This is a genomic window from Pseudomonas sp. S2_H01 (assembly GCF_054668305.1).
The window spans coordinates 2,412,087-2,436,895 of sequence record NZ_CP162756.1; the positions used below are offsets into that span (position 1 = coordinate 2,412,087).

The 24,809-nt window shown below is 60.5% G+C and carries 19 protein-coding genes; 7 read left to right on the plus strand and 12 right to left on the minus strand.

The annotated features are described in order from the left end of the window. Positions 1 to 93 precede the first annotated feature (93 nt). The 5 genes from cfaB to hflK form a co-directional block, all read right to left on the minus strand. Positions 94 to 1,278: a C17 cyclopropane fatty acid synthase CfaB gene (cfaB, locus tag AB4N84_RS10700; RefSeq protein ID WP_460046293.1), complete on the minus strand. Its 1,185-nt coding sequence runs from the start codon at positions 1,276 to 1,278 to the stop codon at positions 94 to 96. A gap of 279 nt (positions 1,279 to 1,557) precedes the next feature. Beyond that, positions 1,558 to 3,513 carry a heavy metal translocating P-type ATPase gene (locus tag AB4N84_RS10705; protein ID WP_074754851.1) on the minus strand — a complete coding sequence of 652 codons (1,956 nt, stop codon included), beginning with the start codon at positions 3,511 to 3,513 and terminating at the stop codon, positions 1,558 to 1,560. After that, entirely contained in the window at positions 3,510 to 4,577 is a 1,068-nt protein-coding gene (locus AB4N84_RS10710; RefSeq protein WP_460046295.1) for an SPFH domain-containing protein, read from the minus strand. The genes AB4N84_RS10705 and AB4N84_RS10710 overlap by 4 nt, the downstream gene beginning before the upstream one ends. Continuing rightward, a complete protein-coding gene (gene hflC / locus AB4N84_RS10715) occupies positions 4,574 to 5,614 on the minus strand; it encodes a protease modulator HflC (RefSeq protein WP_460046297.1) in 1,041 nt (346 codons plus the stop codon). Before hflC ends, AB4N84_RS10710 begins: the two co-directional genes overlap by 4 nt. Positions 5,615 to 5,625: 11 nt before the next feature. Further along, entirely contained in the window at positions 5,626 to 7,587 is a 1,962-nt protein-coding gene (hflK, locus tag AB4N84_RS10720; RefSeq protein ID WP_074754857.1) for a protease modulator HflK, read from the minus strand. Positions 7,588 to 7,919: 332 nt separating this feature from the next. On the opposite strand from hflK, the gene AB4N84_RS10725 reads away from it, so the two are divergent. Both AB4N84_RS10725 and lpdA read left to right on the plus strand, forming a co-directional pair. After that, complete coding sequence (locus tag AB4N84_RS10725) at positions 7,920 to 8,552, plus strand: CDP-alcohol phosphatidyltransferase family protein (RefSeq protein ID WP_460046298.1); 633 nt, start codon at positions 7,920 to 7,922, stop codon at positions 8,550 to 8,552. Between the two features lie 230 nt (positions 8,553 to 8,782). Then, complete coding sequence (gene lpdA, locus AB4N84_RS10730; protein ID WP_460046300.1) at positions 8,783 to 10,183, plus strand: dihydrolipoyl dehydrogenase; 1,401 nt, start codon at positions 8,783 to 8,785, stop codon at positions 10,181 to 10,183. A gap of 143 nt (positions 10,184 to 10,326) precedes the next feature. On the opposite strand, the gene AB4N84_RS10735 is transcribed toward lpdA, so the two are convergent. Next, a complete protein-coding gene (locus tag AB4N84_RS10735; RefSeq protein WP_460046987.1) occupies positions 10,327 to 10,800 on the minus strand; it encodes an Lrp/AsnC family transcriptional regulator in 474 nt (157 codons plus the stop codon). A gap of 152 nt (positions 10,801 to 10,952) precedes the next feature. On the opposite strand from AB4N84_RS10735, the gene AB4N84_RS10740 reads away from it, so the two are divergent. The 5 genes from AB4N84_RS10740 (at position 10,953) to AB4N84_RS10760 (ending at position 17,356) form a co-directional block, all read left to right on the plus strand. Further along, positions 10,953 to 11,582 (plus strand): LysE family translocator, encoded by a 630-nt coding sequence (locus AB4N84_RS10740; RefSeq protein WP_460046301.1) that lies wholly within the window; start codon positions 10,953 to 10,955, stop codon positions 11,580 to 11,582. 180 nt (positions 11,583 to 11,762) lie between these two features. Continuing rightward, entirely contained in the window at positions 11,763 to 13,382 is a 1,620-nt protein-coding gene (locus tag AB4N84_RS10745) for a glucan biosynthesis protein (protein WP_460046303.1), read from the plus strand. A gap of 416 nt (positions 13,383 to 13,798) precedes the next feature. Then, complete coding sequence (locus tag AB4N84_RS10750; RefSeq protein WP_460046305.1) at positions 13,799 to 15,103, plus strand: hypothetical protein; 1,305 nt, start codon at positions 13,799 to 13,801, stop codon at positions 15,101 to 15,103. A 15-nt stretch (positions 15,104 to 15,118) separates the two neighbouring features. Further along, on the plus strand, positions 15,119 to 16,402 hold the full coding sequence (locus tag AB4N84_RS10755; RefSeq protein WP_460046307.1) for a hypothetical protein: 1,284 nt from the start codon (positions 15,119 to 15,121) through the stop codon (positions 16,400 to 16,402). A 201-nt stretch (positions 16,403 to 16,603) separates the two neighbouring features. After that, a complete protein-coding gene (locus AB4N84_RS10760) occupies positions 16,604 to 17,356 on the plus strand; it encodes a substrate-binding periplasmic protein (RefSeq protein WP_460046308.1) in 753 nt (250 codons plus the stop codon). 158 nt (positions 17,357 to 17,514) lie between these two features. On the opposite strand, the gene AB4N84_RS10765 is transcribed toward AB4N84_RS10760, so the two are convergent. The 6 genes from AB4N84_RS10765 to AB4N84_RS10790 are packed head-to-tail and all read right to left on the minus strand — an operon-like array spanning position 17,515 to position 24,801. Then, positions 17,515 to 19,314: an FAD/NAD(P)-binding protein gene (locus tag AB4N84_RS10765; RefSeq protein WP_460046309.1), complete on the minus strand. Its 1,800-nt coding sequence runs from the start codon at positions 19,312 to 19,314 to the stop codon at positions 17,515 to 17,517. After that, positions 19,305 to 20,312: a 2,3-diaminopropionate biosynthesis protein SbnB gene (sbnB, locus tag AB4N84_RS10770; RefSeq protein WP_460046311.1), complete on the minus strand. Its 1,008-nt coding sequence runs from the start codon at positions 20,310 to 20,312 to the stop codon at positions 19,305 to 19,307. Before sbnB ends, AB4N84_RS10765 begins: the two co-directional genes overlap by 10 nt. Then, the gene (gene sbnA / locus AB4N84_RS10775) at positions 20,305 to 21,324 is read right to left on the minus strand and encodes a 2,3-diaminopropionate biosynthesis protein SbnA (protein ID WP_460046312.1); all 1,020 of its coding nucleotides are present in this window, start codon (positions 21,322 to 21,324) and stop codon (positions 20,305 to 20,307) included. The genes sbnB and sbnA overlap by 8 nt, the downstream gene beginning before the upstream one ends. After that, positions 21,321 to 22,679 carry a SidA/IucD/PvdA family monooxygenase gene (locus AB4N84_RS10780; protein ID WP_460046314.1) on the minus strand — a complete coding sequence of 453 codons (1,359 nt, stop codon included), beginning with the start codon at positions 22,677 to 22,679 and terminating at the stop codon, positions 21,321 to 21,323. The genes sbnA and AB4N84_RS10780 overlap by 4 nt, the downstream gene beginning before the upstream one ends. Positions 22,680 to 22,732: 53 nt before the next feature. Beyond that, entirely contained in the window at positions 22,733 to 23,680 is a 948-nt protein-coding gene (locus tag AB4N84_RS10785) for an ABC transporter substrate-binding protein (protein WP_460046315.1), read from the minus strand. Continuing rightward, positions 23,677 to 24,801 carry an NAD(P)/FAD-dependent oxidoreductase gene (locus AB4N84_RS10790; RefSeq protein WP_460046316.1) on the minus strand — a complete coding sequence of 375 codons (1,125 nt, stop codon included), beginning with the start codon at positions 24,799 to 24,801 and terminating at the stop codon, positions 23,677 to 23,679. Before AB4N84_RS10790 ends, AB4N84_RS10785 begins: the two co-directional genes overlap by 4 nt. Between the last annotated feature and the right edge of the window lie 8 nt (positions 24,802 to 24,809).

The following is a 24,809-nucleotide window of genomic DNA, read 5'->3' on the forward strand; positions in this document are numbered from 1 at the left end:
CGCGAAGCCAAGGTACAGGCGGCACACGCTCAGCGATTGTGCCGCCGTCTCGCGAATGAATTCGCTCCTACGGAGAACAGACTTCGCCCTGCTTCACGCGTAAAGATCGTCCCGCGTCCATGGCAAATCATGGCTGCCATCGGGGCGCGGCTTCACCGCCAGGATCTGATGAAGGTTGATCCAGCCTTTGGAAAACGCGTACGCGCAGCCGGCCAGGTAAAGACGGAAGATCCTCAGGGCCTGCTCGGGCACCATCGCCGCCGCCACGTCCAGTTTCTCTTCCAGACGCATGCTCCAGTGATCGAGGGTCCTGGCGTAGTGAAGACGCAGGCTTTCCACGTCGACGACTTCCAGCCCGGCTTCACTGATGAACCCGGTGATCATCGACAGGTGCGGCAGCTCGCCATTGGGAAACACATAGCGGTCGATAAAATCACCCGCGCCGCGCCCTACCGGACGACCGTCGGTGTGCTTGGCGGTGATGCCGTGGTTCATCACCAGACCGCCCTCCTTCACCGCGCCAAACAGGCACTTGGCGTACAGCTGAAGGTTCGCATGACCAACGTGCTCGAACATACCGACACTGACAATTTTGTCGAAACGACCGTCCTGGGGCAGATCGCGGTAGTCGAGCAATTGCAGCTCGACACGGTCTTCCAGCCGCTCGGCTTTCACCCGTTCTCTGGCCAGCGCCAACTGCTCGCCGCTCAAGGTAATGCCAAACACCTTCACGCCGTACTCTCGCGCCGCGAAGCGTGCCAGGCCGCCCCATCCGCAACCGACATCGAGCAGGTACTCGCCCGGTTTGAGGCGTAGCTTGCGACACAGGTGGTTGAACTTGTCCTGCTGCGCTTGCTCCAGCGTTTCGTGGCCTGTCTTGAAGTAGGCGCAGGAATAGACCATCTCCTTGTCCAGCCACAGCTGGTAGAAGGCATTGGAAAGGTCGTAGTGGTAGGAGATCGACTTGGCGTCGGTTTCCTTGTCGTGTTCCGTGCGCACCGGGACGACGTTGTCGTCTTCGTCCACCAGGGCGGCGGTCAACTCATCGCACACCCGCATGACTTCGCTGATCGAGCCTTCGAGTTCAAGCCGGCCTTCAACGAACGCGCTGCCCAGCAGATCAAGGCTGGGGTGCGAGAAGTCGGAAACCAATGAAGGGTCTTTGACGACGATGGTGACGCTGGGATCAGTCCCCAGATCAAACTCGTTGCCGTCCCAAAGCTTGAGTCGCAGTGGTAGATGAAGCTTCTGTAACGCCGGTGGAAGTTGCGCGAGCATTGAGAAAACCCCCTGATCCAGGAACACGGAAAAGGGTAGTCCAAAACCGATTCCACGTAGGAATCGTCAGGCTATCGGCTTTTTGAATGACGACGGTGAACCAGAATGCGGGCCTTCCATGCGCCCCGGGGTTCTAGCCAATTTGAAGCCTGCGATGGAGCACCCTCTTCATGACTGTAGGATAATTTGTTACAGAGTTCTTCAAAGCTCAAGCGAATTTTTATACTTAGCCAAGGCGTCTAACCCGGCGCTCTCAGAGAAAGCGCCGAATACAAAGGCTTACGCGGGATTGTGAAATTTTGCGATCGGTTCGTGGAAGCGCAACAAACGGCCAGCATTGCCCAGCACCAGCAGGGTGCTGAGGTTGTGCAAAACCGCCGCAATCATCGCACCTGCGGCGCCAAGCACGCCGAACGCGGCGAGTGCAACGATGGCCAGCGTCCAGCCCAGACCGATGATCACGTTGACCTGCAACGTGTGTCGGCACTGGCGGCTCAGGCGTACGCAGGTGCCCAGGCGACGCAGGTCGCTGCCGATCAGCACGATGTCGGCGGAAGCCAGCGCGATGTCGGCACCGCCAGCGCCCATGGCAACGCCTACGACGCCCGCTTTCAAGGCCAGCGAGTCGTTGATGCCATCGCCGACCACCATCGGCCGAAAGCCGCTCTTGATCTCGCCCATCACGCGATTGAGCTTGTCCTCAGGCAAGGCCTGCGCATGGATGTCGCTGATGCCCACTTCGTGCCCCAAGGTGTCAGCCACACTCTGACGGTCACCGGTCAGTAACAACTGACGCCCCATCCCCAGATCACGCAGCTCGCTCAACGCTTGACGCGCCTCAGGCTTGAGGCTGTCGGCCAGCAGGAGCCAGGCGAGGAACACACCGTCGACTGCCAATCCGGCAATCGGGCCGTCGTGATTGGGAACCGGCGACGTCGGGATGCCCAACTGGGCGAACAATTCAGGACGCCCCAACGCCGCTTCGCCTCGCGCAGTCTGTGCAACGACACCCAGGCCCTGACGCTCGCGAATGTCTTCCAGCGCCAGCAAGTCCTTTTTTTCCACCAGCCCCGCAAGCGCACGACTGACCGGATGGCTGCTCGCCGAACCGAGGCTCGCCGCCAGCGCGGCCACGTCCTCGCCTGCGCCCTCCTCGGCCTGTATCGACTGCAGGCGAAGGCTGCCGTACGTGAGCGTCCCGGTCTTGTCGACGACCAGCGACGTCAGGTCGGCCAACTCCTCAAGGAATGCCGAGCTGCGAATCAGAATGCCGTGACGCGCCGCCACCGCGATCCCGGCAATGGCCGTCGCGGGCGCCGACAGCACCAGCGCACACGGGCATGCGGCGACCAGCACCGCGAGCATGGCTTGCGCGTTATTGGTGATGAACCAGGTGACGGCCGCGATCAGCAACACCAGCACCATGTAACTGCCGGCGTATCGCTCCAGCAGGCGTGTAATCGGTGGTTTGGAACGTTCGGCGCTCTGCATCAGGGCGATGACCTTGCCCAGCGTCGACTCGTTACCGATGCGCGTCACTTCGATGCGCAGCAGGCCGTCGAGGTTGATCGCACCGCCAAACACTTCCATGCCGGCACGCGCTTCCAGCGGCACTGATTCTCCGGTGATGGGCGCTGTGTCGAGGCTCGCCTGTCCGGACATCACCAGACCGTCGGCCGGCACCCGATCGCCCGCGCGTACCTCTACCCGATCACCGGCCACCAGCGAGCCGTTATCGACCTCACGGATCGAGCCGTCGGCAGCGATCAGGCGCGCATGGCTTCGAGTCAGGCGACCCAATGCCTGAATCGCTTCCTGGGAGCCGATCACGCTGCGCTCTTCCAGCACGTGGCCGAAGATCATGATGATGGGCAGCAGGGCGGCGGTCATCAGGTCACCCGTGGCCCAGGCACCCAGCATCGCCAATGCGATCAGTTGGTCGGTGATGCCGTGCAGACTGGGATAGCGCAGGCTGTGCCAGCCGGCACTGACCACCGGAATTGCCACCAGCAACGAGGCGGCGCCCAGCAATAACTGACTGACGCCGACTTGCTCAGGCGCAAAAAACCGCCACACCAAACCCAACGCCAACAACCCCAGCGCGAGCATTGCCAGCGTCAGTTGGCGGGCTGCGCTGCGCTGTTCTTTGCCGGTCAGCATGCTGCCAGGCGCGGGCGAGTCGTTGTGGTCGTGCGCGTGTTCATCCGCGTGGTTGTGTACAGCTTCGCCACTCATTTGTCGGCTCCCTGAATAATCAGGCGTGAATCGTCATGGGGATCGACCGTCGTCACGGAACCGGCCTGTTTGAGAATGCCCGGCACACGCTCGCGGTAAATGCGCAGCAGCAGGCCAGGGTCGCTCTTGTTCTGGATCGACTGCGCCAAACCGGTTACAGCAGCGGTGTCGGTCCGTGCTTTGGCCAATCGTTCGGACGCCTGGGCGTGAGCAACCTGCAAGGTACGATCGGCCTGCTGGTTGGCGGTCTGATTGGCTTTTTCCGCATCGGTCCGGGCGTTGGCCACCGCCTGATCGGCCTGTTGGCTGGCGGTCAGAACAGCGTTGAATGCGTTCACGGCCGCTGCAGGCAGGCTGGATTGCACGTCCACCCGCACCACCTCCACACCCAATCCGACGCCCGTTGCCGTCAGCTCGTCGAGGCGTTTGTTGATGCCTTGTACCAGATCGCCACGCAGGCGTTCACGGCGCTCGGCCGACTGACTGTCCGACCCGACCAACTCAGGCCGCGCCACCAGAATCGTGTCCAGGTCCCGCGCCGCGGTGAGGCTGACGGCGCTGCGATTCACCAAACGGTCCAGCGCTGGCAACACGTGCTCGCCCTGCAACACGAACTCACGCGGGTCGGTGACCTTGTAGTACGCCGTCACATCCAGCTGCACGACACCGGCATCACCGGTCAGCAGGTAACCGGACCCCGCCAGCGCATCACTCATGGGCGTGGCGAAGCTGGTGACCTTGTCAGCCGCCAATGCGGTGGGCGAGCGCAGCAAGGTTTCCACATGTCGCTCAATCACTCGATCTGCCGAGGGCAGCAGCACGACCTGTTCGAAAGGTTGCGGCCAGGCTAACAACAGGCCTGCGTTCTGTACCCGATCAAGCTCGCCAAAGCGGAACACCACGGCACGGTTTTGCGGGTCGATCTGACGCACGTTGGACACTGCCCAGCCGAGCGCGGCCAGCAACGTGACCACGTACAGCCCCAAAAACGCCAACCGGCTGGCCTGCAACCACGGGCTGTTGACCACGGGACGCTCGACCTGCATCGAGTCCTGCTCACTCATGGTTGCGTTCCAGCCTTGCCATCCTGCTTCCCGTCCAGCTGGGGCGGACCGTCCACCAGCACACGGAACGGCGCGGCATCGGTGCGCAGGATCAGCTTGGTGGTCGGGCCCACGACGGTGCCGAGGGTGTCGAGCGAGCGCAGCAGGTTGTACAGCTGCGGCGAGCTGGCGTAAGCGCGGCCATAAATCAACGCCGCTTCGACGCGGGACTGGGCTTCAATGTCGGCGGCTTTCACGGTGGCATCCGCCTCAACGATCCGCGCGTCACGTTCGGCAGCCGAACGAATCTGCGCGGCTTCGCGCTTGCCGATCGCCGTACGTTCGGTGGCGATGGTTTCACGCTCGGCGCGCATGCGGTCGACCGTTGCATTGAGGGTTACCGAAGGCAGCGTCAGACGCTCGACACCCACCTGCAGGACGCGTACGCCATAAGTGGTCAGCAGTTGCTTGTCGATCTGCTGACGCAGCTGGTTTTCGAAATCGGCGATGCGCACCTGACTGGCGTCGGTATTGATCAGACTCGACAGGTCGAAACTCGCGGCGGTGGTCTCCAGTGCGGAGCCCACAAACGTACGGATCTGGCGGGCGGCTTCATCCGGCTGATTCTGCACGGCGCGCATGAAGCGTTTCACGTTGTCGGGGTCGCCCTGCACCTGCCAGGCGACATACGCCTGAACGATGATGCGCAGGCCGTCGCGGGTGCCGACATCCTGCAAGCCGCTTGATGTCGTGCGCAGGCGCAGGTCCACAGGAATTGCGGCTTCGAACGGCGCAGGCCAGCGCCAGCTCAGGCCGGGGTCTAGCAATACGCGGGATGGATTGCCGAAGCGCGTCACCACCGTCGCCTCGCCGGAACGCACCTGCACCAGGCTCGCAGCAGCCACGGCAAACGCGATCAGCACGGCTGCCAGTGACGCGCGACGCCAGGGAAAGGCTGCCGGGCCCGACGCTTCACCGTGATGGTGATGCCCGTGATGATGACCGCCATGGTCATGACCTGCATGGTCGTGGTGATCGTGGTTATGAAACAGACTCAAGGGAGGACTCCTTATTCAGCCGAAGGCTGTTCAGCTGACTTGGACGACGCGGGGTCGACCGGGAGGGTGAAAGAACGCAGATCGATGGTGGGCGCACTGGTGCCGCCCAGGCGATGATCGAGCACCAGCAGTTTGGCGTGGGTCATGCCCAGCGTCAGTTGGCTCAGGTACTGCTCCAGCAGAAACGCCTGACCCGCCTTGGCATAACCCTGTTGTTCGGCACTGAAACGCAGGTCGGCACTCTGGGCGGTCGACATGACTTCACGCGAATTGGCGGCCGCCTGATCGTGGGCGATGCTGGCATGCAGCTGCGCCAGGTTCGCCTGATCCGCCGCGGCGCCGCGCTCACGGGCGATCAATGCCTGCGCGCTGATCTGCGCGGCCTGCACGGCGTGATAGGCGTTGGCGGCGCCCGCAGGCGGATGAATCGACTCCACCACCGTGGCGAGAATCTCCACGCCGCTGTCGAGCTTTTTCAAGTCGCGCGCGACGGCATTGCCGATGTCGGCCGCCAGATCCGTGCGTTGCTCACCCAGTAATTCATCGAGGGTGCGCGACGCGAAATCATGGACCAGCACGCGGCTGGCGGTGCTGCGAATCAGGCTGGGGATGTCGGCGCTGTTGTACGTCGCCGCCATGGCGGCCTCGTCGTCCAGGCCAATGCGATAAACGAAGCGCACGTCCATGTTGACGATCTGGAAGCTCTGCTTGTCGCCCGAGCCGCTGGCGATCACCTGCGACTTGTCGTTGATGTGCGTGGCGTCCCAGAGTCGATTGGCAACGGCGGGCGGCGGACCTTCGGCGGGATCCAGGGTCTGCTCCGTACTGGCGCCTTCGGAAACACTGGTCGCCAGCTCGTGAACCACGCCATTTTCGACCGGCAGTACCGTCCCGAACGGCCACGGCAGGCCGGCGTGCAGCCCAGGCCCCATGACCTCGACCGGTTTACCGAAACGCTCGTAGATGCCTCGGCCCTGCATGGGAATTTCGTGTACACCGCTGAGCGCCCAGCCGAGGGCAACGATCACCGCCATCACGGGCAGGAACGCCCGACGCATGTAGGTAAACGCCCAGATCTGCCGCAAGTCGATGCCAAAGCGGTTGTGCAATTCGTTCTGCAACGCTGTCAGCGGACGCGGTGGCCAGCGCAGCAAGCCGGCGGCGAAGCTACTGGCGACCAGACGCGGCTCCAGGCGCTCGTTGCGCGGGCTGAAGATCGACAGCAGTGCACGGATCAACAGTTCGACAGCGACCAGCCCCGGGAGCAGCCCGATCAGCACGGCCAGTCGAGCGGGCCAGACGCGATCTGCGGAAGAAAAGAACAGACAGAAGGCGGCGATCAGCAACGTACCAATGGCCACCCGGCTGATCTGGGCCAACTGCTCGGCTTCTGGCCAGCTCGCTTCGGACTCGTTACTGAACTGACGCTCGAGCACCAGCAGACCAAAGCCGATCAGCAGCAACAATCCACCGACCACGCTCCCCGTCAGGCCGACGCTGCTGCCGACCAGGGTCATGTTCCAGATCATCGAAATACTGATCAGCGCTAGCAACGCCCATCCCGCCAACCAGAACACCGGCGTGCCGATCTGCCCGACCATCGACGTCCCGGCACTACCGATGCGCCCAAGCAGGCGGTCATACCAACCCGGCTGCTCGTTCTCGGTTTGCTCATCGACCGCGATCACTGCTTCATCAGGTGCAATGACGTGGGCGCGCCACAGCGCAACGACCTGCGCCGATTGCAGGGCCGCAGCGAGCACCAACAGACTGGCCGCGCTGTTGGTCAGCACCGCGGTCCACAGCGAATTGGGAGAAAACAGGTCGACGAACAACGACACCACAAGACCCAGCACACCCATGGCGCCCAGCACGTAGGTCAGTCGCGACAGGCGCGCGGCCTGAAAACTCGCACGCTGGAACCTCGGCAGGCTTGCCGGCTCAGCCCCTTCAACATCCAGATCAACCCGCATCGACACTCCAGAACCTGCTGAACGCTGTCATCATCACCCTTCCCGTTCGTTTTCAGGCCTGCTTATCAACACGCCCGAACACCGTTTTACGGGGCGTTACGATATAACAGAAGTGGTGAAATTTTCGTCTGGTAATTGCAGGCCTGCATGACGAATTATTCACTCAGACAGCCCGTAGACAGGTTAGCCCTTCATGGGCTGGACCCATCTGGCCGTTAAGCAGACCGAGTCTTACTCCGGGCGCATAACAACGTCAGCATGCCGGGCCTGCACAACCAAAAACCTTGCACTATGCTCCCAGAAAGTTATCCACAGGGAGCTGGCCTGCGATCATGCTCACCCCACTCAGAACCGTGCTGCAGAAACTTCTGCATCCGCTGGCCAAAATCCTGTTCGATGACGGCGTACGCGCCATCCATGTGACGTCGTGCGCAGGGCTCATTTCAGTGGCGGTCGGCGTACTCGTCGCCGCGTTTGCCTTTCATCCCTGGATCTTCGTTCTGATCCCGATCTGGATACTCATTCGCATGCTCTTCAATGCCGTCGAAGCGGTGCTGATCAGCGAATTCGGACAACATTCCCGCCTCGGAACTTGCGCCCACGAACTCAGCCGTATTGTGGCCGAAACCGCGCTATTCCTGCCGTTTGCGGTCATTCCAAAGGTCAGCCTTCTGTTGATCCTGACCGTCACCTTACTGGCAATCTTCAGTGAGTTTGCAGGTCTGCTCGGTCCGCTCATCAAGGCATCGCGGCGCCATGACGGCCCGTTAAAAAGTGACATGCGTCTGGTGTGCTTTGGCGTTTTCGGTGCGGGAATCGGCTCGGGCTATGTACTCACTGCGCCGATCAATATTGCCCTCGCGGTAATGACTGTCCTGCTGCTGATCACCATCTTTGCCCGCATTCGTCGCGCCGTCGCGGAGGTGACCAAGCCCCCGACGGTGGAGGTTTATGCACCGGACTGAGCGAACTGTTTCAACAGCTTTACACACAACCTGCCAACACGTTATCCACAGGCGAACTTCATACCGCACGTTACCTCTTGATGCCCCTTGAAAAGCACAGTGCTTGACCTCAACTCCAACCTGAACACATATTACGATCATAATTTAAGTGATCTCGGTTCTTTCGAGACATTTTTGGAGAGCGGGCTACGCTTCCCTCCATTGTCGATTTTTCATTCAGGAGTGCGCTCATGAGTCACTACGACGTTGTCATCATCGGTGGCGGCCCAGGCGGCTACAACGCTGCCATTCACGCGGGCCAGAAAGGCCTGAAGGTCGCTTGTGTCGAAGGCCGTGAAACCTTGGGCGGCACCTGTTTGAACGTCGGCTGCATCCCGTCCAAATCCTTGCTCCATGCGTCCGAGTTGTATGAAGCGGCCGCCGGAGAGGAGTTCAAGAAGCTGGGTATCGAGGTCACGCCCACGTTGAACCTGGCGCAAATGATGGCGCAGAAAGCCGAAAGCGTGACGGGCCTGACGAAAGGCATTGAGTTCCTGTTCCGCAAGTACAAAGCCGAATGGATCAAGGGTTGGGGACGCATTGCAGGCCCCGGCAAGGTCATCGTCAAGGACGCCAGCGGTGCAGAAACCGAGCTGACAGCCAAGGACATCATCATTGCCACAGGCTCCGAACCTACGCCGCTGCCCGGTGTGACCATCGACAACGCGCGCATTCTTGATTCAACCGGCGCGCTGTCGTTGAGTGAAGTGCCCAAGCACCTGGTTGTCATCGGTGCCGGCGTGATCGGTCTGGAGCTGGGTTCGGTCTGGCGGCGTCTGGGCGCGAAAGTGACGGTCGTCGAGTTCCTCGACCACGTTGCCCACGGCACAGACCTGGAAGCCGGCAAGACATTGCACCGCTCGCTGTCGCGTCAGGGCATGAACTTCAAGCTGAGCTCAAAAGTGACCTCGGCCGTTGCGAGCGATACAGGCGTCAGCCTGACCGTCGAACCTGCTGCAGGCGGTGAAGCTGAAGTGATCGAAGCGGACTACGTGCTGGTTTCCATCGGCCGCCGTCCCGTGACGAAAGGTCTGGGCCTGGAAACCGTCGGGCTGGAAGTCGACAAGCGCGGCGTGCTCGCCAATAAAGGCCATCGCACGGCCGTCGACGGTATCTGGGTAATCGGCGACGTGACGTCGGGGCCGATGTTGGCGCACAAGGCCGAGGACGAAGCGGCGGTATGCGTGGAGCGTATCGTCGGCAAGAAAGGCGAGCTCAACTACAACCTGATCCCCAACGTGATCTACACGTGGCCGGAGCTCGCCAGTGTCGGCAAGACCGAAGAGCAGTTGAAGGAGGAAGGCCGTGCTTACAAGGTCGGCAAATTCCCTTTCAGCGCCAACAGCCGGGCGAAGGTGAATCACGAAACCGATGGCTTCGCGAAAGTGCTCGCTGACGAGAAGACTGATGAAATTCTCGGTGTACACCTGGTCGGCCCAAGCGTCAGCGAGATGATCGCCGAATACTGCGTGGCGATGGAGTTCGCGGCGTCAGCGGAAGATATCGCCCTGACCTGCCACCCTCACCCGACGCGCTCCGAAGCGCTGCGCCAGGCAGCGATGGGAGCCGGTGGGCATACGACGCAGGCGTAAACTACCGGCATGGCGCGATCGATGACTCCTGTAGGAGCCGGCTTGCTGGCGAAGCGGTGGATCAGTGACAGATCCATTAGCGGATAGAACCCGTTCGCCAGCAAGCCGGCTCCTACAGCGAGGTCGCGCACCGGACATTGGCTTTAAACCGGCAAATGCCCGAGCGGCAGCGGCCCTTGTGGCTTGAGCGTGCGGATCGCGAAGTTGCTGCGGATGTCGCGCACGCTTGGCATCTTCAGCAGGGTATCGGAGAGAAAACGGTCGTACGCGCGCAAGTCGGGCACCACCACATGCAGGAGGAAATCCGACTCGCCGGACACCAGATACGCCGAGATGACCTCCGGCCACTCAGACACCACCTGATGAAACCTCTGCGCCTCGTCTTCATGATGGCGATCGACCTTCACCCCGATAAACACCGTCAGGCCCAAGCCGAGCGTCTCGGCATCCAGCGTTGCCTGATACCCGCGAATCACCCCGGTTTCCTCCAGATGGCGAACGCGTCGCAAGCAGGGCGAGGCAGACAACCCGATCTCGTCGGCGAGCTGCACGTTGGTCAAACGACCATCCCGCTGAAGCGCGTTGAGAATCCGGCGGTCGTAGGCATCCAGTTTCACATTTAAGCGATTTGGCATAATTGCGGTCTTTCTAAAGTGATGAAGGGCAGAAACTGCCAATACTAAGAACTCAAAGGGTCAAACACGCAACCACCTGCCCCCGCCTTCGACCATAGAATTTTCTTCCGTTATCCCTGCCGGAAAGCTGAAGAATGGAAAACCTCGCGCTGTTTATCCTCGCCCTGTCCATGGTCTTGCTGATGCCTGGGCCCGACATGATCCTGCTGCTGCAAACCGGAGCGCGCCAAGGTCGCGCAAAGGCGTTGGCGACCGCCTTTGGCCTGGCCATCGCCCGAGGTTGCCATGTAGCGCTGGCGGCATTGGGGTTGGCGACGTTGTTCAAAGTCTCACCCTGGACCTTTGAAGGGGTGCGCATCGTCGGGGCGGCTTATCTGCTGTGGCTTGGGCTGAAGATGTTTAAGCCGGGCGTCATGAGTGGCGCCAGCGAAGGCCCCTCTGGGGAGTCGGCCATCTCCTGGCGCACGGCCATCCTGCGCGGCCTGTTGACCAATCTGCTCAACCCCAAGGCGCTGCTGTTCTGTTCGGTGCTGCTGCCGCAGTTCATCGACGCCAACGCGGGTTCGGTGGCCGGACAATTCGCCCAACTCGGTGTGATTCTGGTGTTGATCGGCCTCTCGTTCGACAGCGTCTACGCCATGGCGGGTGGCTGGATCGGCAGGTGGCTGGCGCGCAATGCGACGGCGCAACGGATACAACAGTGGCTGTTCGGCAGCCTGCTGATCGGCTTCGCTGTGCGCCTGGCGTTCATCCAGCAGGCTTGAGGACACACTCCGCAACACGCTGAAGAAACGATAGTAGTGCTCTGAAACGATTTTTTATCTTTTTTGCGAACAAGATGACGAGATTGTTATCTGTTTGTTGGTAATTTGCGTTCGGCAAGGATTGGGAAAGCGCACTTTTTTGTGCAGGAAGGCACAGCATTTCTTCAGAGGCTTCACCTTATGAATCGCAGGAATCTCCTGAAAGCGTCCATGGCGTTGGCAGCCTATAGCGCGCTGCCCGCCTCGGGCCTTTACGCTGCTCGTGCATTGGCCGCAGCGGCCGATGGCGAAATCGAGCATTTCGACTTCAAGACCTTGCAAGACCTCGCCAAGCAAATGGCCGGCAAAGCCTATGTCAGCACCAAGCAGAACCTGCCGCCCACCTTGGCGAACATGACGCCTCAGCAGTTCAATGCGATCAAATACGACGCCGGTCATTCCCTTTGGAATGACGTCAAAGGCCAGCTCGACGTGCATTTCTTCCACGTCGGCGCGGGCTTCAAGACCCCAGTGCGCATGTACAGCGTGGACCCCGCCTCTCAAGAAGCGCGTGAAGTGCACTTCCGTCCCGAGCTGTTCAATTACGAAGCCAGTCGAATCGACCAGAGCCAGCTCAAGGGCGATCTGGGATTTGCCGGCTTTAAGCTGTTCAAGGCGCCGGAGATTGCGATCAACGACATTCTCTCGTTTCTCGGCGCCAGCTACTTCCGCGCAATCGACAGCAACAAGCAGTACGGCCTGTCGGCGCGGGGCCTGGCCATCGACACCTACGCCCACAAGCCTGAAGAGTTTCCTGATTTCACCAAGTTCTGGTTCGAGAAACCGACCAAGGACGCCACGCGCTTCGTGGTCTACGCGCTGCTGGATTCGCCCAGCGCAACCGGCGCGTACCGCTTCGACATCGACTGTCAGGCCGATCGCGTGGTCATGGACATCGACGCTCACATCAATGCCCGCGCCGATATCGAACAAATGGGCATCGCAACCATGACCAGCATGTTCAGCTGCGGCACCCATGAACGCCGGATGTGCGACACCCTTCACCCGGAGATCCATGACTCGGACCGGCTGGCGATGTGGCGCGGCAACGGCGAGTGGATTTGCCGCCCGCTGAACAACCCGGCGAAGTTGCAGTTCAACGCGTTCGCCGACAAAGACCCGAAAGGCTTCGGCCTGGTGCAGACCGACCACGATTTCAAGACCTATCAAGACACCGTCGACTGGTATCACCGCCGACCGAGCCTCTGGTGCGAACCGACTACGGCATGGGGTGAAGGGTCGATTGATCTGATGGAGCTGCCAACGACCGGCGAGACGCTGGATAACATCGTTGCGTTCTGGAACCCGAAAGTGCCGATCAAGGCCGGCATGTCGATGAACTACGGCTACAAGCTATATTGGAGCCCGCTGCCACCGGTGAGCACGCCTTTGGCTCAGGTTCATGCCACCCGTTCGGGCATGGGCGGCTTCATCGAAGGCTGGGCGCCGGGCGAGCATTACCCGGACGTCTGGGCACGCCGTTTCGCTGTGGATTTCAATGGCGGCGGGATCGACCGCTTGCCAGAGGGTTCGGGTATCGAGCCGGTGGTCACGGTGTCGAACGGCAAGGTCCAGGACTTCAACGTCCTGGTGCTCCCGGACATCAAGGGTTTTCGCGTGACCTTCGACTGGTATCCGACCAGCGATTCGGTGGATCCGGTGGAAATGCGCATGTTCATCAAGACCGGCGACCGCACTCTGAGCGAAACGTGGCTGTATCAGTACTTCCCTCCTGCGCCCGACAAACGCAAGTACACCTGATGTTCACAAAAGCAGGCTTTCAGCCTGACGTGTAACGAAAATGAGTCATAGGCAGCCCTGCCTATGGCTCATTTCCCCTCCTGTTTAATAGCGTCAAATTTTTATCCATCAATCAATTCAACAGGTTACAGATCGCGAATTTCAGGACCTCTTAGAACTGTCCGAAAATTTGACTAATTGATTGACAGCCCCTGCTTCTGAGGCTGATATATCCCCTGTCACGCCGCGTGAGAGGGACCTGAACGACGGTCACCTTCTCGATATGGCCTGCGCCTGAATCTATTTTTTTCAAGCTCAATCGACGGCCACCGCCGAGTTCGATGAGCGGTAGCTTTGCCTTGCAGGCGAGGTGCTCGCCTTGCGCCTCCACGCCTGAGGATCTCTTCCCATTTCTGCGCTCCCGAGGGGCAGTAACCATGATGTCGACCTCCCCTGCTTACGTTGAAAAGCCGTCGATGCTGTCGTTCGACAAATCAACCGCTATCGTGCTGGTCGCGATCAGCCTGATTCTGGTCGAAACCTTTTCCGGCGCCTTGCGTTTCTATCTGGACAAGGCCGGGATTTCGGTACTGCTTTACGCCCCGAAAGTCGCGTGCCTCTTGTTCTTCGCCCTCGAACTGCGCAGCTTCAAAGCCGGGCCCGGCGTGTGGTTGAGCTTCCTGGTGCTGCTCTTGTCTGCGGCCTGGGCGGCGTTGAACGGCGCGAGCGCGGGCAACTTTGCGTTCGCGCTGTATGGCATCAGCCCGTTGTTGTTCGGGATGGCCTGCGGCGACCAGATCACCCGGCACAAGCGCCTGTTCATGTGGGCCATCGCTTTCGCGCTGCTGGCATCTCTGGCCGGTATCGCGCTGGACAAATACACCGACCTGCCCTGGAAGGGTTACAGCTACAGCATTGGCGGCACCGAACTCAGCGCCAACACCACCTGGGCGTCGGAAGAAGCTGACCGCCCGGCCGGCTTTGCCCGGATATCCAGTGCGCTGGCAATCATCATCTCCATCTTCAGCCTTTACCTGATGGCAACCCTGCGTTCAAAAACGCTGGTGATCGGGGTTTGCGCCATCGGCTTTGCCGGCGTCGTGCTGACCACCAGTAAGGCACCGGCGCTGGCGTTTATCGGCGGCGTCGGCCTGCTGATGATCACGCGGTTTCGCTGGACCACGCGCGGCGCCATCATCGCAGCGGTACTGCTCGGCATGTCACTGCCTTTCATTGCGATGGCGTTCGACTTCGACCCCAACAAAGTCTCGGCGGGCAACTCGCTGTCATCGATCTATGACCGACTCGTCAACACCTGGCCCAACGTGATCAGAGTGCTGATGAACGAAGACCGCGAGTACACGGGTGCAGGCTTCGGGCTGGTCGGCAGTGCCGTGGCGGCGTTCCCGGTGGTCGGTGCGGACATCTTCATGGTGTCGGACAGCACCGTGGTTTACCTGTGGGCAACCTTCGGCCTGGCCGGGTTGTTCCTGTATGCGATGCACATCCCGCTGTTTTTCATCCTGGCCGACAGCGTCACTCGTTATGGACGCGCCATGCTGGCGACCGGTTTCTGCATCTGCATCGTCAGCTGGACCACCGACACCCTGGAAGTGACCCTGGCCAACCTGTTTCTCGGCATGGCCATCGGACATGCGCTTGCAGCGAGGTCGCACGCGAAAGCCTCCGTCCCAAAGCCGAATGAACGCGCGCAATGGACCGGCCTGCCCGGGTTGAGCTGACACGGAAGTTTCCCAATGAATGCACTGCGTATTGGCCGTAAAGGCCTGCTGTTACTGTCCAGCCTGTTCTTGGCTAACGTCGCCGCAGCGGATCCCTTCATCGTCGGTGTCGCCACCCATTCGATGAACAACCTGGCCCAACCGTTGCGTAGCCTTGAACTGGCAACGGCGGCAGGGGTGACATCGGTACGTGACGACGCGTTCTGGTCCACGGCCGAGCCGACACCGAAACAACTGCGCATCATCCCGCAATGGCGCGCCTGGCTGAACACCGCCAGCGCGCTGGACCTGAGCCCCATGGTCATTCTGGGCTACGGCACCTCGTTCAATGGCAACGCGAAGCCACGCAAGCCTGAAATCAAAATTCCGTACCTGAGCTACGTCGACTACACCACCCGGCAGCTCGGCAACCCGGTGAAGTACTACGAAGTCTGGAACGAGTGGGACATCGAAGGCCCGAGTGATGCGCGCCTGAGCAGCGATTATGTGGCGTTGGTGAAGGATGCCGCGCCAATCATTCGCAAGAACAATCCACAGGCAAAAGTGCTGGCAGGCGCCGTCACGTCGGCGGGGATCAAAGGTGGTTTCGTTGACCGCATGCTGGCCGCTGGCGTGCTCAAGTATGCGGACGGCCTCTCTTTGCACCCTTATGTGCATTGCGAAGGTCGCGATCACAACACGCCGGAAAGCTGGATCAACTGGATGCGCGATCTGGACCGTCGCTTCTCCGGCAAAGTCGGCAAGCCTGTGTCGCTGTACCTGACCGAGATGGCATGGCCCAGCCACGAGGGCAACTGCGGCATCAGCGCAGTGCGCCAGTCGGCGTATCTGGCTCGCGCCTATTTCCTGGCCCGCACCGTGCCCAACATCAAGGGCATGTGGTGGTACGACCTGATCAACGACGGCACGGTGCGGGACGATCAAGAGCATAACTTCGGGCTGCTCAATATCGACCTGAGCCCCAAGCCCGCGTACGCGACGCTCAAGGCAATCAGTCCCTATCTGCGCAACTTCAACTACGACGCCAGCAACAGCTTGCAGGCCGATAACGTGTACAAGCTGGCCTTCAGCGACGGCCGCGAACGCATCATGGTGGTCTGGGCAACCGGGAGATCGCGTGAGGACCAGGTCAGCGCCACGGCGATGAACAACGGTCCCGTCCGCATACTAGACACGCAGTCTCCAAACAAGGGCATGACCGATAGCGAACAGCACTGGCGATGCAACGCAGATCAGTGCTCGACCCCGATAACGCTGTCCGAATTTCCCAAGATCATCCGTTTAAGTCCCGGCGCCTGATCCTCGCTGCGACGCTCTAGAGACCTCAAGCCCGCCTGATACCCGTCAGCGCGGGCTTTTTTTGCGGTTTTTCGTGAAGCCGCCAGCAAATAGTGGCATTACGACACATCCCAGACATTTTCAACTGGTAGCCTTGGGATCCACTTTGAGCCTCGGCTGACGGATCGCATGGGATTTCGACGCAGACTGTTGAGCGGTTGTTTGCTTTGCTTGCTCGCGTTGCCTGTTCTGGCAGGGTCTTACGTGGCGGGCGGCGCGCAGTGGAAGCCTTACGCCTACGAAGACGAGAACGGTCATTTACTCGGCGTGTCCGTCGACATCGCACGGCGGGTGATGGAGCTGGCCAATGTCGACGTGACCTTCGTCACCTACCCGGTCAACCGCCTGCAATCCATGCTGCAGAAGGGCGAAATCGACATTAACTACGCCGACGCGCTGATCTGGAACAGCCCGCAAGAACAGCGCCATTACGTCTTCTCCAAACCCTACTCCGTGGTCAACGAGCACCTCTACTTCCTCGCCGATCATCCCGCACGCAAGCAGTCCATCGAGCAGCTGAATCAGCTCACCATCGGCATGGTGCGCGGCTATACCTACTGGGCACTGGATCCGGCCATAACGGCCCACAGGCTCGATCGGCTCGAGACGTCACAAGAGGATGCGTTGATCAAACTGCTCGGCAACGGACGCGTCGACGCCATTGCGATGGTCGACGACATCTTCAACGCGTTAGTGACCAGCAACCACTTGGACCCCAACCTGTTCCGTCAAGGCGCCAAACTCAGCGAAGCGCCACTGGTGTTCAAGCTTCAGCCCCAACACGCGCCATGGCTGGCGCCCATCAATCGCGCGATCGACACCTTGCGCGCCAGCGGGGAGCTGGAGCGCATCCGCCGACAGTATTTGCCGGTGAAGGCAGGGTTGAGTTGCGCGGGTTTGGGGACGGTGTGTTGAGCCTAGGATTCATGACGATTCCGGATCTGAAACATACCTCTGTGGGAGTCCAGCTTGCTGACGAATGCGACGTGTCATTCACCTTTGATATCGCAGACCCGCCGCATTCGTCAGCAAGCTCGCTCCCACAGGGGCCTCAGCGAAGCTACAAGTGACTTTCAAGAAATGACCGTCATTCCCAGCATCTCCCGCGCTATCCGGTCAGCATCCACAAACGCTCTCGAATAACTGCCGGATGAAGGCACGTAGTGGTTGTAATACGTTGCGCCTTCGACGATAGGGCCGGTTATCCACAGATTGGGCTGTGCTTTGCCATGGCTGTCGACGTACGGCGCTTCGCAGCCTCCAGGGATGCTGTGGATAATTCCGCTTTCGCGCAGTTGACGGATGATGCGCGGCTGCGAGGCGAGCGTGCGGTTATCGCTGACATGGGCACGGATCAATGCGTCGAGTACTAACACTTGACCATTGTCGAGCGTGACTGAAACGTCTGATGTACCGGCGCTGTGCATAACATTTGAACCATGGACCCACTGCAGAATGCCGGCCTCAGCTAACGCCAGCAGTTCCTGATGACGCTCCTTTTGCGGGCCGGCGACCAGGCGATTGACCAGTGGCGCGTACTCATTGAAGAAAATCCGGTGAGATTCAGGCGTCAGGCCCTGGTTATCCACAACGCGACGCAATTGTTCACGGCAGCTTCTCCACACCTCGACTGCGGCCTTGATCGGACTGTGATCAAGATCGAGGATGCTCTCCTTCACATCATCTTCAATGAAGCGATTGACCCACGTCGAATAATTATCCACAGGCGCTTGCAGGGATCGAGGGTCAAAGGCACTTTCGTCGAGCATGTCCACGGCAAACCGCTGCGCCAGCTCAACGGCTTTGGCCTGGATTTCGCCCATCAGAAAGGCGTTGGCGATCTCGGATTTGGTTCTCAAGGACGACTCGCCTTGAAGCGCTGCAATCATGCCGAAGTATTCAGCCAGCATTTCAGCTTGAAGCAGCGGCAGGACCTGGGCTTCGAAGTCCAGTCCCTGAGGGTTTGCAGCGCGCAGGTCAGCAACTGCCGACAAGGTGAAGATCAGCGGCGAACCGCCCACACGGTGTGGCGTGATGTCAGGTCGGGTCCGGTATGGCAGGCCACTGCGTGAATACATGAACAGGCGGGGTTCCTGGCCAGACGGTTGATAACGCAAGCCTTCCGGCGCTTGCACAAACTGCCCGCCTCTACCGACCGTCAGGCCCGCCACCGCATCCATGGCCGACAGGCCGAGCCCTTCGATGCCGACCGCATCTGTGGACGAAATGCCCTCCAGCGCATACGGCTGTGGATAAGTCTGAAACCTTTTCGTAGCACCTTGGTAGTCGTTCACCGATGCAGCACGTTCTGCGTGCCCGACCGTTATCAGCAACCCGTCAACCCGATGTTTTTGAGCGCCTGTGGACAACACAAATCCGCCCAAATCAGTGTGCTCCACGTTATCCACAACCCGCGCATGATGCTTCACCTGCACGTTCACCGGCAGTGAGCGGATCACCTCTTCATACGTCCAGGCGAGGTACTCGCCGAGCCACGCACGAGGCAGAAATGCGTTGGGCTGCACACTACGCTCTCCGGATTTGAAGCGCAGGCACCACTGATAAAAGTCAGGCCCTTGGCGGCCACTGAAACCGCCAAGTGCAGCCTGATCGGGAAACATCGAAATCTGAGACGCCACGGTGTTGAGCATCAGATACTCCGGCTGCTCCACCGAATGCAGGCCTGGCCCCGGTCGATGGGGATCGAAGAGGCTGATCTCGATGCGGCGCTCACCCGCGCCCGCCAGCGCACACACGCGCTCCAGCACGGTCAACCCGCGAGAACCGCAGCCGACGATACCGATCTTGATGGCAGGCTTCTGCGCACCGTCCACAGTGAGTCTTTCCGTTGGCAGCGCGGTGCTCAGTTCCATCTCAGTGTTTCTCCAAAGAACGAATCAATGGCAACAGCGCGTGACTCAGCCAGCGCGGTGTCGACGATGAACTTGCTCAACGCCAGGTCCAGCACGCCAAGCCCGAACGGCGAGAAGATCGACGCTTTACCAGGGTCGAGCGCCACCTCGCCGCGAATCAGGCCCGCGAGCGTGCCGTTCATGAAGTCACGGTGTCCGGTGAGCTGCTCGGCCAGATGAGGTGAAGTGTTGGCCTTCATGCAATGCTCGACGTCATCGCACAGGTTGTTGGCCGCCAGCAGCAGTTGCGGCGCGATGTCCCGCAAGGAGATGTTCAGCACGACCTGACCGGGTCGGAAACCCATCGGCGGCTTCACGTAGGGTTCGCCAGCGGTTGTGGCGAAGACCACCAGATCAGCGGCCAGCGCTTCTTCCAGCGACCCGCCGCGGGCTGTGCATAAGTCGATCTGTTCGACATACGCGGTGAGCGCTTTGGCCGAAGCATCATCGAAATCGTGTACGACGGCCTGTCCGATTTCCCAGTTTTCCACCGCCAGCATTCGCGCAATGTTACGGGCGATGACGCCTGCACCGATGAACCCCACGGACGCCGCTTTGTGCGACTGGGCGTTGAGCCAGTAAGCGCCCGACACCGCAGAAGCAGCCGTTCTGACTGCGCTGATCTGCGCGCCTTCCAGGCACGCATAGGGATAACCCGTCTCGCGGTCGTTGAGAATCACCACCGCCGAAGCCCGTGGTTTTTGCTGAGCGACGTTGCCAGGGAAGCTCGAAATCCATTTGATCCCCGCCACCGCATCGTCGCCCTCCAGGGAGGCCGGCAACGCGATGATGCGGTTGGCCGGTTGCTGTGGAAAACGCAGGAAATAGCTGTCCGGGTTGAGGGTCTGGCCGTCGTGATGCTGCAGGTACACCTGCTCGACCCGCGCCACCATGGTGTGGGACTGGCCGTCGAGAATGTCCTTGATCACCGCCCCCGGAACGACATGAAAATCAGACATTCAGCGCTTCTCCCTCGAAGGTGTGAACGTAGTTTTTCAGGTAGCGGCTGACGGGTTGTGAGCTCAGCGCCGCCAGCTCGGTCCGGCCGAATTTCTGCATCACCCATTCGTCGTTGTAGATCGTTTCCAGGTAACGCTCACCCGCGTCCGGAGAGATCGCCACGACCACGGCGTCCTTTGGAATGCCCAGCGAAGGTGCCGCCAGTCCCGCGACCACGGTGCCGGTCGAGCCTCCTGCCAGAACGCCATTGGACTTGGCCAGCCAACGGCACATGGCGACGGTGGCGCGCTCGTCCACCACCTGCTGTTTGTGCAAATAATTGGCACGGAAGATCGGCGGCATCTGGCTGGAACCCAGGCCTGGAATGAACCGCTTGCCCGGCGCCTGACCGAATGTCACCGACCCCGTACTGTCCACGGCAATGATTTTGGTGCGCGGCGAATGCTTGCGGAAATACTGCACGCAGCCCATCAACGTTCCAGTGGTGCCGGCGCCGACCACCAGGTAGTCCAGCGCCGGAAAGGCAATATGGATCGAGCGGGCCGTTGTCAGTTCGTGGGTGCGTGCGTTGGCCGGATTGCTGTACTGGTTGAGCCACAGGTAGCGAGGGTCGCGGGCCACGGTGTCGCGTATATAGCGAATGCGCGTTCCGAGATAGCCATCGTTGTCGTCACGCTCCGTGACGATGACGATCTGCGCGCCAAACGCTTCCATCATCTTGATGTTGTGCAGATTGGTGTTGGGATCGACCACGCAGCAGAACCTGTAGCCACGTTCGGCACAAATCATTGCCAGCGCCACCCCGAGGTTGCCCGAGGACGACTCGATGAGCACCGTGTCCTTGTGGATAAGTCGACGCTCGGCGTAGGCGTCGATCAGGCCGATGGCGGTTTTCATCTTGATCGAGCCCGCCGGGTTGCAGGACTCGAGCTTCAAATGCAGGTTCTCGAAACCTAGCCCTTTCAGGCGAACGAAATTCGAATCGCCGACGATGTGGGAAATGAAATTCATGGCCGTGCCTCGACGCGTACCGGTCTGGACCGCGCCGGGTGCGAGACCACGGAGGCCAATTGCCGGGGTTGGGTCGCCAAGAGCGCGTCGGTCAGTTGCTGTGCCCGCAACGCCACCATCGAAAACGACTGCGCATCACTGATGCCGTGGGTCTTTTCCGACGTGCCATTGGCGAGAATCTGTACGCCTTCACTGTGCTGAAGACCCACACGGTAATGGCGATCCACGGCCAAGGTTCCGTCCTCGTCGCGCAGCAGCCACGGCTGCAGCAACGTCAACAACGGCGGCACTGCCAGTTGCTCGTAGCCCGTGCCGAGCACGATGCCGTCGACGTACAGCGTGGTCTCCAGACCTGTGTTGCTGTCACGCAGCACCACCGAGTAGGCATCACCGACTTTTTCCACAGACACCACGTCGGACCAGGTGTGAAGATTCAGGCGCTGATGCCCGCTGACCTCGCCTTCGTACAGGAAGGAGTACAACGCCTGACTCTCGTCAGCGTCGATGCCCGCGTAGTTGGTCGAACGAATCTCGTCGAACACCTTGCTGCGACGCGCGGGCTCCAGTTCATGGAAGTAATCCACCTGTTCAGGCAGAAACGCCATGTTGGGAAACTGCCCCAGCTGACCAACCCGGAAACCCACGCCCCGATGGACCGAATGCACTTGGGTGGTCGGCGCTGCACCCAACAGATGCGCCACGGCCTCACCCGCGCTTTGGCCTGAGCCCAAGACCAGCCAGCGCTGGGCAATGGGGCCGCCGCCCAGATGAATGTTCTTGAGGTATTGCGAGGTGTGGAACACACGGCCACCCAAGTGAGCGCTGAACGCCTCGGGGATTCTCGGCAGGCTGCCGTGGGACAACACCAGACGCTTGGTGCGATAGGTGCCTTGAGCGGTCACCACATCGACAGCGCGCAAAATGCCTTTTTCCGCGACTGGCAGTACGTCGAGCACGCCTTCGTCGTAGGACACATAGTCCTTCAACTGTGCGGCAACCCAACCGATGTAGTCGGACCATTCCACTCGACTGGCCGGACGACCCAGTAAACCGAATTTGTACAGGCGCCCTTTTTCTTTCAGGTACATGGCAAACGAGAAGCGGCTGCGCGGGTTACGCGGGGTCACCAGGTCGCGAAACACATGATGGTTGATGTCGGTGCCCGCCAGCAGAAACGCGCCATGCCAGGTCGAATCGCGGCCTTTCTCGAAAAACCGCACGCGCGCAAACGGCTTCTTGCCGTTGTCCTCTGCCTCGTCTTCCAGCGCACAGGCCAGCGCGATACCGGCGGGACCGAAGCCGACCGACACGACGTCCAGCTCCTGACGCAAACCCTCGATTTCAAACTGATTCATGGTGGTTCTTCCTGAAAGGTTTAAAGACTTGGCGAGCCGTGAAGCGGCTCGATTCAACTCAGCAAACGTCGCTCATGGACGCGCTCGTCGGCGTAGACCCACAGCGAAACCCGGGCGTGATCGTTCTCCCCATTGCTGAAACTGATGGGGCCGGCAGGTGTGGAAAACTGTTCATAGCGCAGCGCATCGAGCAGCCCGCCGCGTTGACGAGCCGCCAGATCCACCAGCGAAAACGCCGCCAGCGTTTCAATGGCGTACACCGGGGCCTGTTCCCCATATAGGCGCTGGTAAGCCAGATCGACCGATTGCGCTTCAGGGAGATCGCTGGCCACCGGGAAGCTGACGACATAGACGGTGCCGGTGTGCGTCAATCCCGCGACCAATGCAGGCGACGCCGCATCGTCAGTGAAAAAGAGGGGTAATCCACAACCCGATGCCCGGTTTTCCACAAGGAATTGCCGGCTGGCTTTTAAGCGACCGCAAAAGACCAAGGCGTCTGCCTGCGTACTGTCTTCAACCAGTTCGACTGTGGATAACTTCGCTGCGGCCTGAAGTTCGCGTAGCTGTTGTTGCCCGTGAAGACTCGGATCGGCGAACAGTGCGAGTCTCGTGAGCCCTTGAGTTTCGGCAAATCCCAACAAGCGCCCGGCGAGCACACGGTCCGACGCGCAGACTCTGAAGGTAGTGAGGCCGTTTTCAGTCAGTGCGGCGCAGGTGGACGCAGGAAGAATCAAGGGAATGCCAGCCTGTGCATAACTTTCCACCACAGCAGCCGCTGACTCGGAGGCGAAATGGCCGATCACTGCATCGACTTTCGCATCGATGAAATACCTCGCCGCCGCCCTTCCACCTTCGGCATTGGCGCCATCATCAAAGTAGAAATGCCGCGCAGTGCGCACGTTGCTGAACAGATGACTGGAGAGGTAAACGCCCCGCAGAAAACTGCGTGCATGTAACGTGGTGCCGACGTCCAGCGCCGCGCAGATTCCCAGGCGCATCATGACAACGCGACCTCGGTAAAACGCGAAGGGCAGAACGCTTGCATAATGGCGCGATGGCCGGCGTCCATGGACGTGCCGGACATCAACCCACCCAGCTCGAAGGCCAGCAATTCGGCGACGCTCGGCGCCATCTTGAAGCCGATGCCGCAGAACCCTGTCGCCAGGTAGACATGGCTTTTAGCGGAGGCGCGGCCAATCAATGGGTGTCCGTCGTCGGTGTAGGCATCCCAGGCAATCTGGGTGACGACGGGCGTGCAGTGATCTCTGTCGTAACCCAATCTGGCCACGCGCTCCATCACGTCCTGCTCGTTGTCCATCACCGACAGGTTCAGCTGACTCGCATGCGCCGCGCGTTGGCGCCGTTGACCGCCGACTTGCATCAGACTGCGTCCGAGCGGAAGCAGATAGGTATTGAGGTGGTGCGCGATGACCGGCATGCTCGGCGCCTGATCGCAGCCCAGGCGGGTAAAGGGAATGGTGCGCGCGTGCACCGCCCCGTGAGGCCGCGCCAGCGGTCCGTCGGCACCGCAGGCATCAACGACCCACGTGGCCTCCAGGCACAACTTGCCCGCGTGAACCTGCACATGCCCGTCGAGTTCGAGGCAGCGGTCAACTGCCAGATGATCAAGGAACGTTGCCTTTTCGCTGACGTAGCGGCACAGATTGGACACCGTGACCCGCGCATCGACCGTGCCGCCATTGCGCTCGATGAGCAGGCATTGGTCCGGACAGAACGCCGCAAAACGTCCGTTATCCAACGCACTCACCGACGCGTGCAGCTCGATGTTCTGGGTGCCTTCGGTGCCCACGGCATCCAGGTACTGACCACACACCTCGGAGCTTGCGATGTAGGCGACACCGGTGCGCTTGAGCGCTTGTTCGAATAACGCATGAACAATGCCGGTGCTGCCATGGTGCGCCCCACGACGGGTCAGCGGACGCAGTGCAGGGTCAAGCTCCAGGCCTCTGACGATGCCACCGGTATCGCGCGTCGCGCCCTGACCGCCGCCGATGCCCTTCTCCATAAGAGCAACGTCCAGGCCGTTTTCGACCAGCGCGGCGGCAATCGAGGCACCCATGACGCCGGCGCCGATCACGATCACATCGAATGAGGTTTTCATCGGCGGCC

Excerpts from the sequence above, each read along its gene's own strand:
- cfaB (WP_460046293.1), bottom strand. The coding sequence starts at position 1,278 with ATGCTCGCGCAACTTCCACCGGCGTTACAGAAGCTTCATCTACCACTG.
- AB4N84_RS10705 (WP_074754851.1), bottom strand. The coding sequence starts at position 3,513 with ATGAGTGGCGAAGCTGTACACAACCACGCGGATGAACACGCGCACGAC.
- AB4N84_RS10710 (WP_460046295.1), bottom strand. The coding sequence starts at position 4,577 with ATGAGTGAGCAGGACTCGATGCAGGTCGAGCGTCCCGTGGTCAACAGC.
- hflK (WP_074754857.1), bottom strand. The coding sequence starts at position 7,587 with ATGCGGGTTGATCTGGATGTTGAAGGGGCTGAGCCGGCAAGCCTGCCG.
- AB4N84_RS10725 (WP_460046298.1), top strand. The coding sequence starts at position 7,920 with ATGCTCACCCCACTCAGAACCGTGCTGCAGAAACTTCTGCATCCGCTG.
- lpdA (WP_460046300.1), top strand. The coding sequence starts at position 8,783 with ATGAGTCACTACGACGTTGTCATCATCGGTGGCGGCCCAGGCGGCTAC.
- AB4N84_RS10740 (WP_460046301.1), top strand. The coding sequence starts at position 10,953 with ATGGAAAACCTCGCGCTGTTTATCCTCGCCCTGTCCATGGTCTTGCTG.
- AB4N84_RS10745 (WP_460046303.1), top strand. The coding sequence starts at position 11,763 with ATGAATCGCAGGAATCTCCTGAAAGCGTCCATGGCGTTGGCAGCCTAT.
- AB4N84_RS10750 (WP_460046305.1), top strand. The coding sequence starts at position 13,799 with ATGATGTCGACCTCCCCTGCTTACGTTGAAAAGCCGTCGATGCTGTCG.
- AB4N84_RS10755 (WP_460046307.1), top strand. The coding sequence starts at position 15,119 with ATGAATGCACTGCGTATTGGCCGTAAAGGCCTGCTGTTACTGTCCAGC.
- AB4N84_RS10765 (WP_460046309.1), bottom strand. The coding sequence starts at position 19,314 with ATGGAACTGAGCACCGCGCTGCCAACGGAAAGACTCACTGTGGACGGT.
- sbnB (WP_460046311.1), bottom strand. The coding sequence starts at position 20,312 with ATGTCTGATTTTCATGTCGTTCCGGGGGCGGTGATCAAGGACATTCTC.
- sbnA (WP_460046312.1), bottom strand. The coding sequence starts at position 21,324 with ATGAATTTCATTTCCCACATCGTCGGCGATTCGAATTTCGTTCGCCTG.
- AB4N84_RS10780 (WP_460046314.1), bottom strand. The coding sequence starts at position 22,679 with ATGAATCAGTTTGAAATCGAGGGTTTGCGTCAGGAGCTGGACGTCGTG.
- AB4N84_RS10785 (WP_460046315.1), bottom strand. The coding sequence starts at position 23,680 with ATGATGCGCCTGGGAATCTGCGCGGCGCTGGACGTCGGCACCACGTTA.
- AB4N84_RS10790 (WP_460046316.1), bottom strand. The coding sequence starts at position 24,801 with ATGAAAACCTCATTCGATGTGATCGTGATCGGCGCCGGCGTCATGGGT.